Origin of the sequence: Anabaena sp. UHCC 0204 (assembly GCF_009711975.1) — a bacterium.
In the GTDB taxonomy this organism is placed as follows: Bacteria; Cyanobacteriota; Cyanobacteriia; order Cyanobacteriales; family Nostocaceae; genus Dolichospermum.
Genome location: NZ_VIKW01000024.1, coordinates 16,374 through 28,649, shown reverse-complemented (window position 1 = coordinate 28,649; position 12,276 = coordinate 16,374). Strand labels below are relative to the sequence as shown.

The window sequence follows — 12,276 nt, the reverse complement described above, 5'->3', positions numbered from 1 at the left end:
GTCAATTGGAAGTAAAGGATTGATGCGTTACGCGCCTTACAAAGATTATTTTTGGAAAACCGTTAATAATACAAACCCCAATAAATCATAGTGACCTACACAAGTTAATCCAGTATTATTACCCATTTCTTCTCTTTCTTTCTTGCTATAAAACCTTATTCCTGTGGGAGAATGGGGTGTAATTTGACATGATGAGTTATTAAAAGTGATGTCTACTAAATAAAATTTACCACCGGGAGAAAGTACCCTTGCTACTTCTTTTAAAACCTGTTCTGGTTGAGGATAATGCAAGAAACTGATGGTATTAAAAACTGCATCAAATTGTCCTTCAGCAAAGGGGAGATTTTCAGCATTACCTTCAATATAAATTAATCGGGGACGGTGGCGGTTATTTTGTCTAGCTATCCGCAACATTTGGGGAGATAAATCTAATCCTGTTCCTCGAATTTCTGGAAACTGAGTTGCTAATCTGTCTAATAATCTGCCAGTTCCACAACCTAAATCTAGAATATTTGCATTTGGTGCTAATTCAACTTTTGTGAGTAATCTTTGGTGAATTGCTTGGTAAATAAAAGAAGGAAATGTCCAATCATAACTATTTGCCCAACGGTCGAAAAGTTCTTTTTTATTATTGATAAAGTTATTAATCATGGCTGGTATATTCTGGTATTGATCTAATTATAACAAAATAGATAAGGACTTCTCCAAGAAGTCCAATATCTGGTTATTTAAAACTTATAACCAATCTCGATAGGCTGAAATTTCATTCACTCCAATTTCAAAAGGTGATCCTTTCCCAAAGGGGGGATAAACTCGAATTTTGGCATTTTTAGTAAATCTTTCCAGTCTATTTCCCAATTGGGGAATATTGCTGACTATGTGCCAATAAGCAACTATATCGGGACAGTCTACAATTAACATCAAAGTGGTGTTATTCGTAGTCATGTACCACTGACAATTAGATAATAATACTTGGGTAATGCGATCGCACGCATAGAAAAAACATCTACCAATAGACTCTTCTAACTCTAAATGTAGCATTCCATCCTCTTTTGTTACCTTGGTAGGAGGTAAATCATCGGGAGGAAGCAAGGGAAGTTTAGACATAATTCCGCACCTCTTGATTGTAGCGTTGTCAACTCTCTCGATTTTTTTGCAAAGAAAAGAATGAGGATATTAACGCTAGTGTGCTGAGATCTAATTCGTTCGGAAATTTCCTGATTTTGTGACGATAGTAGCAATGGCGATCGCCTTATCACCACTAGCAATATATATCGGCAGTGGTTAGCAATGAATTGTGGGATTTTCGCATTGATAATCAATATTCGCCATGATAATTATTGTCTTAGGCTGCTACTAATTGCAACTCTAACCATAATCGAGGTTCAGATTGCTTTAACTTTGACATAGGATCACGTAACAATCGCTTGGCATTGAGACAAACTACTTGAATTAGCCCCATATTTTCTGCTAATTCTCTGAGGATTTCTTTTTTGGCTTGAATATAGGGTATCATGTCTTCTCGACAATAAATTCCTACATATTGAAACCGTTTTGCGGGTCGTCCCCAAAAGCAAGTTATAACTTTCACATGGCAGCCTTCTAAGAGTTTTCCCACTGTTGGGTAATAGTCATTTATGAGTCTGACAAATTCTTGGGCTAGGATGTCTTCAGTAATCATTTGACTGATTCTTCTGTAGCGTCCATAACTCTATTTAGCATAACATATATTTGTCAAATAAACCTGACAAATTTTCCAAAAACAGCATTTTTTATTAAAAATATATAAATAAATATCCCCGACTTGTTTAAGAAGTTGGGGATCTAAAAGTTTCTATCGAGAATTACGTTCTGCCACCAATACATCAGCAATAATATCTGGTAGACTTTTCAAATCTGTATATCCTTCTGCACCAGAGATTGGGGAAATAAAAGTGTAGTTAGGGTCACAAACTCCTGTGTCATAAACCTGCATAAACCATCTATCAGGTAATCCTTCTACACCCAATTCGACAATATACCAACTCTCTCCCATTAACCGAGAGTTAAATACTGTAAACCAATCTCGATAATCGTCGGCAATATTCCAATCTGCTAAGAGAAATTCTAATGATATTTGTCCGGCATCAGTTGAAGTCAATAACATTATTACTCCTGATTGACAACTTGATTCGGAACTTCAGGATATAAACCTAATTGTTTTGCTAATTGTTTAGCAACAAAAAATAAAAACTGCGCCCCATCTTGATTACCTTGATGTGCAAACATTGTTGCTACTTGTAACATTGACTGAACTAAACCAGAATCAATTAATTCAGGTTGTGCTTCCAAAACTTCTGGTTCTTGACCATTAGGACATTGAAGAAGTTCATCAATTAAATTAAAATACTGTGTTTGGCGTTCGTCTGTCATGATAATTTAGTTTATGGTGAATGATTAATTACTGTTCAATGCTTTGTTGCCACATTCTTTCTAACATGGCAATGTTTTCTCTGAATACAGCAGCCCGATAGACCAGATATCTGTCATAAGCAATAATTCCTACACCAATACAAATCGGTGTAACCAAAAATAACCACTGCAAAATTGTTGCTAATTTATATTTTTTTGCAGCCATTTGCAGTTGATACAGGAAATTATTGTTAGATAATTTAACCTTGGCTAAAGGTGGCTGAGTAGCAATAATTTTTGTTTGGGGAAATACAGTTGGAGATGCTATATTTATTTTCTGCAATTCACAGGATAAATTCTGTGTTTTAACGAACTCTCTATGGTGTCCCCAGACTAAACTAAATACTACTATTCCCGGAGAAATTAATGCTAAAGTTACCAAACTTACGGTCAGCACATTTAAAAGTTTGACTTTCATGTTTATTCTCCCTCGCCAGGTATGAATTACCTAGAAAGAAATTTCTAGTAGGTTGATTTTTTGCACCTTTTTTTATTGAAAATATGCTTATCAAAATCTACTCAATCTACAAAAATATGTCTTTTTCGTATTCAATAATACGGACAGTATTTAGATAAATCTTGAGAGATATAGGAGTTAAGAAGTCCCCCCTGATTCGTCAGATTTTCATCTTAGGAACTTCGGGGGGTAGAGGGGAATCTCTGCGTAAATCCTATATCGTTTATATCAGTCGCCTTTCTCATCCCCCCTGGAAGCAATTCCAATTAATATTATTAAGATGATTACGACAGCACTCACAGCCTGTAACCCTGATTAGATAAGCATTAAAAAAAATATTTGGTGTAGGGGTGCTAGTATTTATTGAGTGGGGTACTAGCATTTTTGAGGGAGGGAACGGGGTATTTTGTACTCAAAGCCAAACCTATATAGGCTATTTGTTTGAGATATTTGGAAGATAAAATTCACAAGTACAACTTGCACTCAAATCACAGCATCTCATGACAAAGATAGACCTAAGATATCTTGAATAATTCAAAAATAAAATTAAGATATTCTGAGGAAAGCATCATATTATTTTTTTCAGCGATCGCTCATGTTGTGTTGTTAGAGCCAACCAAAAATATGCTAAAATAACTATGGCTAAATCAAAACTCAACTAGACTAAATACTTAACCAAAATAGATTAATATATAAATTTTAGAGGATAATAAATGCGAATTGCTAAAGACGTAACAGAACTTATTGGCAAAACTCCATTAATTCAGTTAAATAAAATTCCCCAAGCTGAGGGAGTTGTCGCCAGAATAGTTGTCAAACTAGAAAGTATGAATCCGGCGGCCTCTGTGAAAGACAGAATTGGCGTGAGTATGATACTTTCCGCTGAAGCTGAAGGTTTAATTTCACCGGAAAAAACCATTTTAGTCGAACCAACATCTGGTAATACAGGTATCGCCTTAGCAATGGTAGCAGCAGCCCGTGGCTACAAATTAATTTTAACCATGCCGGAAACCATGAGCCAAGAAAGACGCGCCATGTTGCGGGCTTATGGTGCAAGTTTGGAATTAACACCTGGAACTCAAGGAATGCGCGGCGCAATTAACAAAGCAGAGGAAATAGTTGCCAATACTCCTAATGCTTTTATGTTACAACAATTTGCCAACCCAGCTAATCCCAAAATCCACAGAGAAACCACCGCCGAGGAAATTTGGCAGGATACAGATGGAGAAGTGGATATCTTGATAGCTGGGGTAGGAACTGGAGGAACGATTACTGGTATTGCTGAGGCTATTAAACAGCGCAAACCGAGTTTTCAAGCGATCGCAGTTGAACCTAAAAACAGTCCGATTCTCTCAGGTGGTAAACCCGGTCCTCACAAAATTCAAGGTATTGGTGCGGGATTTGTTCCTGATATTTTGCGTCAAGATCTAATTGATGAAATTGTGCAAGTTGATGACGCTGAAGCAATGGCTTATGGACGCAGATTAGCCAGAGAAGAAGGTTTATTATCAGGAATATCTTCTGGTGCGGCTTTATGTGCAGCGATTGTTGTGGGTAAACGTCCAGAAAATGCCGGTAAATTAATAGTAATGATTCAACCTTCTTTTGGTGAACGCTATTTAAGTACCGCCATGTTTCAAGAATTGATGAGTTAATTAATTAGCCAAAATCCTGAATCTGTAGGTTGGGTTGACGCAAGGAAACCCAACAAAATCATCTTTTACTATTAGCATTGATCCTGAATATTTTTTATTTATGAGTAATTATTAAAAACTGAGAAATAAGATACCCGACTCCTTAAAGAAGTCGAGGTTATAAATGAGGGAATATCTAATGCTGGTGTTCTTGTCCGTGATGTTTGCAACCACCTTTATCGTGTTTGTGATTATGTCCATTAGCGCAGCCTTGGAGGTCTTGCTGCATGAGGTTTTCACTCATTTGTTTCAGAGATTCATCTACAGCTTTTAAACCTATCCATGCGTCAATTTTTTCGACATCAAAACCTATTTCTCTTTTATCCCCTACTTGCATCAAAGGACGACGAATTAATAAAGGATCTCTGAGCATCATTATTAAAGCGGTTTCAGCGTTGATGTTTTCAGGATTCACCTCTCCTGATTTTATACTAGGTGCGGCTTTATTAAACCATTCAATGACCGGGCGATCGCCAAAAAATGACCGCAATTTTTCCACTGTCCAAGGTTCTGTTAATAAACTATATGCTATTACTTCATGACCTGCGGCTGTGAGTAAAACTTTTTGTCTGGTATTGTTTTTACAGCCTGGTTTTTCATAGAAAATTACTCTGGCCATTGCTATTTCTCCTATTGATTTCTAGATCGAAAATAATTAAACGCGGATAAACGCAGATGAACGCAGATATTATATTTATCAGATTAAACTGTTATTGATGTTTTTGCTATTACATTTAAAATTTTTTAGCAATATGGTTAATTACATCAAATTCAAATCTCTGTTTTGGGTTTGTTTCTCCATAAATATTAAATGTTACAGTTGGTTCTTCCCCCATTGCTTGAACATGATGTATTGTTTCTGGTGCAAAGCTGACAATATCACCAGGTGAGAGAATTATTTCTCCGGTTTTTTCAATTTTATCAGGAAAATCTGGATGAGAACTACGTCGCCAAAATGTATTTTTTTCCTGACCTTTGAGAACTGCTACTACTCCCCATGTTCCATGATTATGAATATTAGAAGTTGTCCCTGGTACAAATGTAACTGTTTGTACAGTCAGAGGAAATCCTAATTCATCATATAACAGTAAAACCGAAATTCCCGTTTTTGCTTCAGGTTCTAAAGATTGACTATTTACCCAATAGGAATTGACAATTAATCGTCTTACCAACATTCTAATTTCTGGAAGTCGAGTTGATTCATCCTCAACATTATGAAGAACATCTTCGACTTCAGTTAAAAAGCGATACAGACGATAATTATCACGCAACAAATCCCATATTCTCGCTGATTTACAAATTTGATACTGTCCATTTTCAGCGACAAACCAATCCTTACCTTGCATATTTTCTAGTATTTTGGTAAGGGAACTATAGGAACATATACTTTCGGAAATAAATTCCCTGGATTGACAGGAGATACAGGAAGTTGCAGCGGATTATTAACAGTATTAGATGCAGAAAGTGGATTATGAGTTGTTGAGTTGATAGATAACCAATTATTCATGATTCGTAATTAATTAGTTGTTAGTTTTTTCTGTATCCCCAGATTTAATCATCTTCTTCTGGTGGACGGGTTAAAATATCGAGAAGAATACCAGCACCAAAATCATTTTTGTCATCAATACCTTTTATTCTGGTACTGATTTCCTTAGCTTCCTCTATTTTTCCTAGTTTAGCTAATACTAAACCCGAAGCAGCATAAGCAGTTAAGTACAATCTGATTTGAGCTTCTTCGTGACTTTTAACGAGGATAGGTTTAAGTTCTTGCCAATTATCAGGTAGACTTTCCTCTTTCTTAATTTTAGCGGTTATTTTCTCTGCTGTTGTCAGTGCGAGAACATAATTATTTTTGTAGTAAAAATATCTATAAGCTGCGACTAAAACATCTGTGTTATCTCCTGTTTTAGCTAAGGCTTGTTGCATATATTTTGTAGATTCTTCCGTATTTTCCCAAGTCTGTGCTGCTAATATCAATAATTCTTTAACATCATCTGCTACATCAAACCATGAAAATTTGTTTTGAGAAGTTTCCATAATATTTAGACAGGGTGAATTGTCTGAATCAGGATGTCCAGGATTTGAGGATTTTCAGGATGTAATTTACCAATTACCAATTTAATTTATAGCATAGACTAGACGTAATTCTGTAAATTTTATATTATCTCAATATCTATCTTGAAAAATAATAAATAATTAACCAAAATCATAAATTACACACAAACACTATCATCCTGTAAATCCTTAAATCCTGGAAATCCTGATTCAGACAAATACTTAAATCATCAAATCACCACCAACCATTAAACACTATCATCCTGGAAATCCTGATTCAGACAGTAGTATGCTACAATTATCACTAGATATCCCCAGCAACTACCATGAGTCAATGTCTCAATCCTGACTGTCTTTACGAAAATCCCCAGGGTACTCAATTTTGTCAACGTTGTGGAAATAAAATCATCTTAGATGACCGTTATCTACCGATTAAATTTATCGGAGAAGGTGGTTTTGGACGCACTTTTCAAGCTGTAGATGTGAAAAGATTAAATACCCCCTGTGTCATTAAACAGTTTTTACCCCAACAAGCAGGAAGTTCATCTTTACAAAAAGCAACGGAATTATTTCAACAAGAAGCAAAAAGACTGCAAGAGTTAGGTAAACATTCCCAAATTCCTGATTTACTTGCTTTCTTTCCCCAAGATGGTAGATTGTATTTAATCCAGGAATTTATTGATGGTCAAAATTTATTCCAAGAGTTAAAAACTCAAGGTTTATTAAATGAGTCCCAAATTAGAATTATTTTAACAGAATTATTGCCAGTTTTGCAATTTATTCACGACAATAATGTAATTCATCGAGACATCAAACCAGAAAATATTATTAGAAGTAAAAACGGTAAATTATTCCTAATTGATTTTGGTGTTTCTAAAGAAACCAGCAGCAGTATTGTAACTAAAATCGGTACTATTACAGGTACACCTGGATATGCACCACCGGAACAATTTCGCGGGATGGTTTACCCAAGTAGTGACCTTTATAGTTTAGCTGTTACTTGTGTCCGGTTATTGACGGGATATTTTCCCAAAGCTGATGGTTCAGATCAGTTGTTTGATACTATAAATATGGAATGGCAATGGCAAAAGTATGTTTCTTTAAGTCAGGAATTAACTGATCTTTTAGAAACAATGTTGCAGGATATTCCGAGGAAACGTTATCATTCAGCAGCAGAAGTTTTAGCAGCATTGAAAAATCCCATAGGTCAAAAAACTGTTGTTGTTCCTAACCCACAACCTCCTCAAACACAACCAAGTTCTAATAATCCATTTAAACAAATTTTTCAACAGTTGATTTCTCCCCCAACTAACCCACCTCAACCAACAATCATTAAACCTCAATCTATTAATGCTCACAGATCATTTACGGAAAATTTAGGTAATGGTGTACTGTTAGAAATGATTGCTATACGTGGGGGAAGTTTTTTGAAGTGGGGTATTTGGGGTTGGGGTTATTTGATTTTGGTTGTGGGAAGCTGAATATCTATAATATAGGTATCGTATCTAGGATAATAGATAATTCAGGGATTGTCAAGGGGTTATTTGCCAGAAATGGCTAACGCCTCCCGTTAGGGATACAGGATGTCCAGGATTTAAGGATTTACAGGATAGGAACGCAGATGGACGCGGATGGACGCTGATTGTTGTTTGTGATCTAAGAAGTTGGGGATCTGACGATGTTTGTATCTTTTACCAGTTTATAATTAAATTAGCAGTTAAAGTCTATTTAAAATACAGGAAATAGGCGATGAATATTACCTTAAAACCAGAACAAGAACAGTTTATTCAAAATCAGTTAGCTCAAGGCAGATTTCCTAATGCTGAAGCGGTGATTAATCAAGCTCTACAACTTTTACAGGAAAAACAGCGAGAATATGAAGAATGGGTAGAGGATGTTAGAGCTAAAGTCAATGAAGCGGGAGAAGAATTAGAACGAGGAGAAGGAGTTCCTTTAGAAACAGTTGTTGAACAGATACAGGCAAAGTTTCGTAATGCTCATGAGGCGAATAAATGAATCAATGCTTAATTTCGCCCTAAGCAATTCGAGATTTAGACACCATTTCAGAATATTTTTTAACCAGAAATATTGAGGCTGGAGAAACGCTTTTTAAAGAGTTCACAAAAAAATGTGAGAATTTACTCCAATTTCCCAATATGGGGCGTAGTTACGAGTATATAAGACAGGGAATGCGTGGAGTTCCTCTTAATAGTTACATCATTTTTTATCAAGTTAGTGATAATAATGTTGAAATTCTCCGAGTTGTTAATGGTCGTCAAGATTTAGAAGCTTTGTTTGGAGAGTAGGATATTGATAATAGGTAAAGAGTTAATAATTACCCATTACCCATTAACAGTTTATAATTTATCAACCTCAACTATGGAGTCAAATCACTACTAATGAATAAGCCAATTTCTGTAAATAAACCAATTCCTGAGAAATTATCTAGCCAAATAGACGCAGGTGTTAAACTCGCTATTGCTAAAGCTATTGAAAGACACCGCAAATTAGGAGAATCAATAAGCATTTGGCAAGATGGTCAAGTTGTGACCTTAACTGCTGAACAAATTCCTCCTCTTAAATCAGATGAATAAATCTGGTGTTATTCTGGGAAAAAATCCGATTTGAGAACACATTCAGTATTAAAAGGACATTCCACAGGAAACACAGATATAGATAAACCTGTTTCTGAAGAAGCTAAATCTCTCGCTTTTTGATAACATTCATTGAATATTTCTAAATAGTAGTTCTTTAAACTAGGACTATCTGCAAAATCATCCTCTAATCGGTTACGATGTTCTTTAATTGTTGTACGCCAGCTATTTGTCCTTTTTTCTGGTTGATACTGCCATTTTAGTAAGTGCATTAATAAAATTCTCAAGTTACTTTTAACTGATTTTTTATCATTATTCCCCATGCTTTCTATTTCAGAAATTAAATTTTCGATATCTAATTGATCAAATCTTTTTTGTTCTAATATTTTGATGGTTGATTCTACCCAAAGATGAAAATCTTGGTTGTAGAGAGAATCTGATAAGGTTGGTAATGTGGTTTTCATAAGCTGAAAGTTTTCTACCAGATATCTACAATATAAAGACCTGTTATATATGGGCGCATTCTTTCCCAATCATAACATAACCATAGTTGAAACTACGATTTTTGTCAAGTCCTTTATCTAATATCTTTAACACAAAGATAGCGGAATTGTTTAAAACATTTATCATGAATTAGAGGATTGATCTAAAAAGTCGGGGATCTGAATATTGGTTACTCAAAAACAACACCACGATAAATTTCTGCTATTGGTAATTCAACCCCAATTGATTCCAGAGAAATAGATGTTTCTAAATTATTAAAATCACTTAATAACCAACCTTGAGATTGTTTACTATATTTTTCTATAAGAATTTCATCTTGTTCAACTAATAAATATTCACAAAAACTGCTAATTGAACGATACATACGAAACTTGCCTTTGCGGTCATAATCTGCTGTGGAAGGGGATAATACTTCTATAATTAAGGTAGGATTTAAAACTTCATCACTGCGATTTTCATTTAGTTGCGGTTCACCGGCAAAAACCATCACATCTGGATATAATCCGCGTTTATATTCAGGAATCCATAACCGCAAATCGCTATTAATTGGCTCAAATTTACTATCCCGCAGAAGAAATTTTAGAAATGCAAAAATGTTACCACTGATATGGCTTTGGTTGAGTGATACTCCTGGTATTGGTACAATTTCTCCATCATGATACTCATTGCGCCCTTCAGCTTTTTCTTCAATGGCGCGATATTCATCTAAACTATAACGACGCTCAACAGTGGTTATCATTATGCTGTCACCGATTAAGTAGAACGGACTAAATAATTCCAGGTTTGTAGTGAGGACTTTAGTCCTCATTTAAGGGCTGAAGCCCTTACTACCAAATCATCTCCATATTTTTTAGATTACTTAATCTAAGTTGATTGATTTTTATCTAGTTACTTACATTGAAGTGATTATGATTATAGCAAAATTGCGGCTAATTGTCAGAAATGCCTTACGCCTCCCGTTAGGGATACAGGATTTACAAGATGTGATTGAATGATGTTTTAATACTTACAAATAATGTTAAAATTAAACTACAAGTAATCATGGAGTAAATGTCATGGTACAAACTAAACATAGATTTGCAAGTTTTGAAGAATATTTATCTTATGATGATGGCACAGATAACTTGTATGAATTGTTTAATGGGGAGTTAATTGAAATGCCACCAGAGTCAGGAATTAATGTGCAAATTGCCAATCGTCTTTTCATCATTTTTGCATTGTTAATAGGAATTGATAGAGTGCGAGGACATGGATTAGAGTTGGAAGTAAGAGGAGAACCGAGAAATCGTTATCCTGATCTGACTATTATTCGAGAAGAGCATATTCAACAATTAGCAAACCGTAACACGATCCGCCTCTCAATGTCACCACCATTATTAGTTGTGGAAGTTGTCAGCCCTGGGGAATTACAAAGAGATAGAGATTTCATCGCCAAGCGTCTACAGTATCAGGATTGTGGTATTCCTGAATATTGGATTATTGACCCCCAAACCAAAAGTATATTAGTTTTAGAATTAATTAATGAAATTTATCATGAGATTGGGATTTTTTCTGATGATGATTTAGTTTTATCTCCACAATTTAATAGTCTAAATTTGAAAGCAGCGCAAATTTTTGATTAAGGAAAATGCTCAGAATCAGGTGGTTATCGAGCGATAGCCTGCGTGGCGTAGCCATAGTCGAGATAATGTCCAGGATTTAAGGATTTACAGGATGAGGAAAATGTCTGATAGCGTAGCGTGGCGTAGCCATATCAAGGTTTGCAGGATTTGAGTAATTCATCATGATGAATTACTCATTATCCATGTTTACAAAACGTTGAGAAGGTAGACCAAAGTGAAGAGAATGATCCAAATAATATCCACAAAGTGCCAGTAAATTTCTGCCATTTCTATGCCAGTGTGTTTAGTAGCAGAATAATGACCACGACGGAAAGAACGCCATAAGACACCCAAGATTAACAACAGTCCAATAAAGACGTGCAAACCGTGGAAAGCAGTCATTAAATAAAAACAATTTGAGAAAACATTAGTAGTGAATCCATAACTTAAATTCATGTATTCATAAACCTGACCGGCTAGGAATACTGCCCCCATAATCGCGGTGATAAAATACCAAAACCGCATCCAACCCACACTATTTCTTTTAATTGCCATATCACCAAAGTGAATGACAAAACTACTAGAAACGAGGATGATAGTGTTAATTGCGGGAATAAATAATTCTACTTCTGTTCCTTCCGGTGGCCAAACTGCTGTAGTCCCTCTAAAAAACAAATAGGTGGCAAAAAATCCGCCAAACATCAATGATTCAGAAGCAAGAAATGTGATTAAACCCCACACTCGTAAATCTGGATGTTCTCCGTCGCTATGATGTTCACTGGGTGTGATTGCAGTCATGTTATTATTCCTAGTAAATGATGAATAGATGTAGGTTGGCTTGATGTATGTTACCCAACTTTTTGGGGGGGGGGTTTGTTGGGTTTCACTTCGTTCTACCCAACCTACAATTTCTAAATCTG

19 protein-coding genes are annotated in these 12,276 nt (G+C 35.5%); 6 read left to right on the top strand and 13 right to left on the bottom strand.

Translation table 11 applies throughout. The features are described from left to right. Nucleotides 1-45 precede the first annotated feature (45 nt). The 6 genes from FJR04_RS18325 to FJR04_RS18300 form a co-directional block, all read right to left on the bottom strand. Entirely contained in the window at nt 46-651 is a 606-nt protein-coding gene (locus FJR04_RS18325) for a class I SAM-dependent methyltransferase (RefSeq protein ID WP_168497409.1), read from the bottom strand. A gap of 84 nt (nt 652-735) precedes the next feature. Then, nucleotides 736-1,107, bottom strand: coding sequence for a hypothetical protein (locus FJR04_RS18320; protein ID WP_168497407.1), 372 nt, complete (start codon nt 1,105-1,107; stop codon nt 736-738). A gap of 238 nt (nt 1,108-1,345) precedes the next feature. After that, nucleotides 1,346-1,681, bottom strand: a complete 336-nt coding sequence (locus FJR04_RS18315; protein WP_168497406.1) for a hypothetical protein — start codon at nt 1,679-1,681, stop codon at nt 1,346-1,348. A gap of 153 nt (nt 1,682-1,834) precedes the next feature. Continuing rightward, nucleotides 1,835-2,146 (bottom strand): hypothetical protein, encoded by a 312-nt coding sequence (locus FJR04_RS18310; RefSeq protein WP_168497404.1) that lies wholly within the window; start codon nt 2,144-2,146, stop codon nt 1,835-1,837. Between the two features lie 2 nt (nt 2,147-2,148). Further along, complete coding sequence (locus FJR04_RS18305; protein WP_168497402.1) at nt 2,149-2,412, bottom strand: hypothetical protein; 264 nt, start codon at nt 2,410-2,412, stop codon at nt 2,149-2,151. 28 nt (nt 2,413-2,440) lie between these two features. Further along, nucleotides 2,441-2,869 (bottom strand): hypothetical protein, encoded by a 429-nt coding sequence (locus tag FJR04_RS18300; protein ID WP_168497400.1) that lies wholly within the window; start codon nt 2,867-2,869, stop codon nt 2,441-2,443. A 752-nt stretch (nt 2,870-3,621) separates the two neighbouring features. Between FJR04_RS18300 and cysK the strand changes: the two genes are divergently transcribed. Further along, nucleotides 3,622-4,563: a cysteine synthase A gene (gene cysK, locus FJR04_RS18295; protein ID WP_168497398.1), complete on the top strand. Its 942-nt coding sequence runs from the start codon at nt 3,622-3,624 to the stop codon at nt 4,561-4,563. A 175-nt stretch (nt 4,564-4,738) separates the two neighbouring features. Here cysK and FJR04_RS18290 read toward each other — a convergent pair whose 3' ends face one another. The 4 genes from FJR04_RS18290 to FJR04_RS18275 all read right to left on the bottom strand — a co-directional run bounded on the left by FJR04_RS18290 (nt 4,739) and on the right by FJR04_RS18275 (nt 6,639). Then, on the bottom strand, nt 4,739-5,221 hold the full coding sequence (locus FJR04_RS18290) for an ArsC/Spx/MgsR family protein (RefSeq protein ID WP_168497396.1): 483 nt from the start codon (nt 5,219-5,221) through the stop codon (nt 4,739-4,741). Between the two features lie 115 nt (nt 5,222-5,336). Next, the gene (locus tag FJR04_RS18285; protein ID WP_168497395.1) at nt 5,337-5,948 is read right to left on the bottom strand and encodes a cupin; all 612 of its coding nucleotides are present in this window, start codon (nt 5,946-5,948) and stop codon (nt 5,337-5,339) included. Between the two features lie 5 nt (nt 5,949-5,953). Continuing rightward, entirely contained in the window at nt 5,954-6,109 is a 156-nt protein-coding gene (locus FJR04_RS18280) for a hypothetical protein (RefSeq protein WP_168497393.1), read from the bottom strand. Between the two features lie 44 nt (nt 6,110-6,153). Continuing rightward, complete coding sequence (locus tag FJR04_RS18275; RefSeq protein WP_168497391.1) at nt 6,154-6,639, bottom strand: hypothetical protein; 486 nt, start codon at nt 6,637-6,639, stop codon at nt 6,154-6,156. A gap of 344 nt (nt 6,640-6,983) precedes the next feature. Here FJR04_RS18275 and FJR04_RS18270 point away from each other — a divergent pair, with 344 nt between their 5' ends. The 4 genes from FJR04_RS18270 to FJR04_RS18255 all read left to right on the top strand — a co-directional run bounded on the left by FJR04_RS18270 (nt 6,984) and on the right by FJR04_RS18255 (nt 9,251). Further along, entirely contained in the window at nt 6,984-8,138 is a 1,155-nt protein-coding gene (locus FJR04_RS18270) for a serine/threonine-protein kinase (protein WP_168497389.1), read from the top strand. A gap of 268 nt (nt 8,139-8,406) precedes the next feature. Beyond that, a complete protein-coding gene (locus tag FJR04_RS18265; protein WP_168497387.1) occupies nt 8,407-8,673 on the top strand; it encodes a type II toxin-antitoxin system ParD family antitoxin in 267 nt (88 codons plus the stop codon). Between the two features lie 26 nt (nt 8,674-8,699). Next, nucleotides 8,700-8,963 carry a type II toxin-antitoxin system RelE/ParE family toxin gene (locus tag FJR04_RS18260; RefSeq protein WP_371718352.1) on the top strand — a complete coding sequence of 88 codons (264 nt, stop codon included), beginning with the start codon at nt 8,700-8,702 and terminating at the stop codon, nt 8,961-8,963. A 93-nt stretch (nt 8,964-9,056) separates the two neighbouring features. Further along, nucleotides 9,057-9,251: a hypothetical protein gene (locus tag FJR04_RS18255; protein ID WP_168497385.1), complete on the top strand. Its 195-nt coding sequence runs from the start codon at nt 9,057-9,059 to the stop codon at nt 9,249-9,251. Nucleotides 9,252-9,259: 8 nt separating this feature from the next. Here the strand turns inward: FJR04_RS18255 and FJR04_RS18250 are convergent, their stop codons facing one another. After that, nucleotides 9,260-9,715 (bottom strand): DUF29 domain-containing protein, encoded by a 456-nt coding sequence (locus tag FJR04_RS18250; protein WP_168497383.1) that lies wholly within the window; start codon nt 9,713-9,715, stop codon nt 9,260-9,262. 209 nt (nt 9,716-9,924) lie between these two features. Beyond that, nucleotides 9,925-10,494 carry a Uma2 family endonuclease gene (locus FJR04_RS18245; RefSeq protein WP_168497381.1) on the bottom strand — a complete coding sequence of 190 codons (570 nt, stop codon included), beginning with the start codon at nt 10,492-10,494 and terminating at the stop codon, nt 9,925-9,927. Between the two features lie 316 nt (nt 10,495-10,810). Here FJR04_RS18245 and FJR04_RS18240 point away from each other — a divergent pair, with 316 nt between their 5' ends. Then, nucleotides 10,811-11,377 carry a Uma2 family endonuclease gene (locus FJR04_RS18240; protein ID WP_168497379.1) on the top strand — a complete coding sequence of 189 codons (567 nt, stop codon included), beginning with the start codon at nt 10,811-10,813 and terminating at the stop codon, nt 11,375-11,377. A gap of 186 nt (nt 11,378-11,563) precedes the next feature. Here FJR04_RS18240 and FJR04_RS18235 read toward each other — a convergent pair whose 3' ends face one another. Beyond that, complete coding sequence (locus FJR04_RS18235) at nt 11,564-12,154, bottom strand: heme-copper oxidase subunit III (protein ID WP_168497377.1); 591 nt, start codon at nt 12,152-12,154, stop codon at nt 11,564-11,566. Between the last annotated feature and the right edge of the window lie 122 nt (nt 12,155-12,276).

Bases quoted from the DNA above. Each gene is read 5' to 3' on its own strand.
- FJR04_RS18325 (WP_168497409.1), bottom strand. From the start codon at position 651: ATGATTAATAACTTTATCAATAATAAAAAAGAACTTTTCGACCGTTGG.
- FJR04_RS18280 (WP_168497393.1), bottom strand. From the start codon at position 6,109: ATGAATAATTGGTTATCTATCAACTCAACAACTCATAATCCACTTTCT.
- FJR04_RS18305 (WP_168497402.1), bottom strand. From the start codon at position 2,412: ATGACAGACGAACGCCAAACACAGTATTTTAATTTAATTGATGAACTT.
- FJR04_RS18245 (WP_168497381.1), bottom strand. From the start codon at position 10,494: ATGATAACCACTGTTGAGCGTCGTTATAGTTTAGATGAATATCGCGCC.
- FJR04_RS18270 (WP_168497389.1), top strand. From the start codon at position 6,984: ATGAGTCAATGTCTCAATCCTGACTGTCTTTACGAAAATCCCCAGGGT.
- FJR04_RS18235 (WP_168497377.1), bottom strand. From the start codon at position 12,154: ATGACTGCAATCACACCCAGTGAACATCATAGCGACGGAGAACATCCA.
- FJR04_RS18290 (WP_168497396.1), bottom strand. From the start codon at position 5,221: ATGGCCAGAGTAATTTTCTATGAAAAACCAGGCTGTAAAAACAATACC.
- FJR04_RS18250 (WP_168497383.1), bottom strand. From the start codon at position 9,715: ATGAAAACCACATTACCAACCTTATCAGATTCTCTCTACAACCAAGAT.
- cysK (WP_168497398.1), top strand. From the start codon at position 3,622: ATGCGAATTGCTAAAGACGTAACAGAACTTATTGGCAAAACTCCATTA.
- FJR04_RS18285 (WP_168497395.1), bottom strand. From the start codon at position 5,948: ATGCAAGGTAAGGATTGGTTTGTCGCTGAAAATGGACAGTATCAAATT.
- FJR04_RS18240 (WP_168497379.1), top strand. From the start codon at position 10,811: ATGGTACAAACTAAACATAGATTTGCAAGTTTTGAAGAATATTTATCT.
- FJR04_RS18310 (WP_168497404.1), bottom strand. From the start codon at position 2,146: ATGTTATTGACTTCAACTGATGCCGGACAAATATCATTAGAATTTCTC.
- FJR04_RS18315 (WP_168497406.1), bottom strand. From the start codon at position 1,681: ATGATTACTGAAGACATCCTAGCCCAAGAATTTGTCAGACTCATAAAT.
- FJR04_RS18300 (WP_168497400.1), bottom strand. From the start codon at position 2,869: ATGAAAGTCAAACTTTTAAATGTGCTGACCGTAAGTTTGGTAACTTTA.
- FJR04_RS18265 (WP_168497387.1), top strand. From the start codon at position 8,407: ATGAATATTACCTTAAAACCAGAACAAGAACAGTTTATTCAAAATCAG.
- FJR04_RS18320 (WP_168497407.1), bottom strand. From the start codon at position 1,107: ATGTCTAAACTTCCCTTGCTTCCTCCCGATGATTTACCTCCTACCAAG.
- FJR04_RS18275 (WP_168497391.1), bottom strand. From the start codon at position 6,639: ATGGAAACTTCTCAAAACAAATTTTCATGGTTTGATGTAGCAGATGAT.
- FJR04_RS18255 (WP_168497385.1), top strand. From the start codon at position 9,057: ATGAATAAGCCAATTTCTGTAAATAAACCAATTCCTGAGAAATTATCT.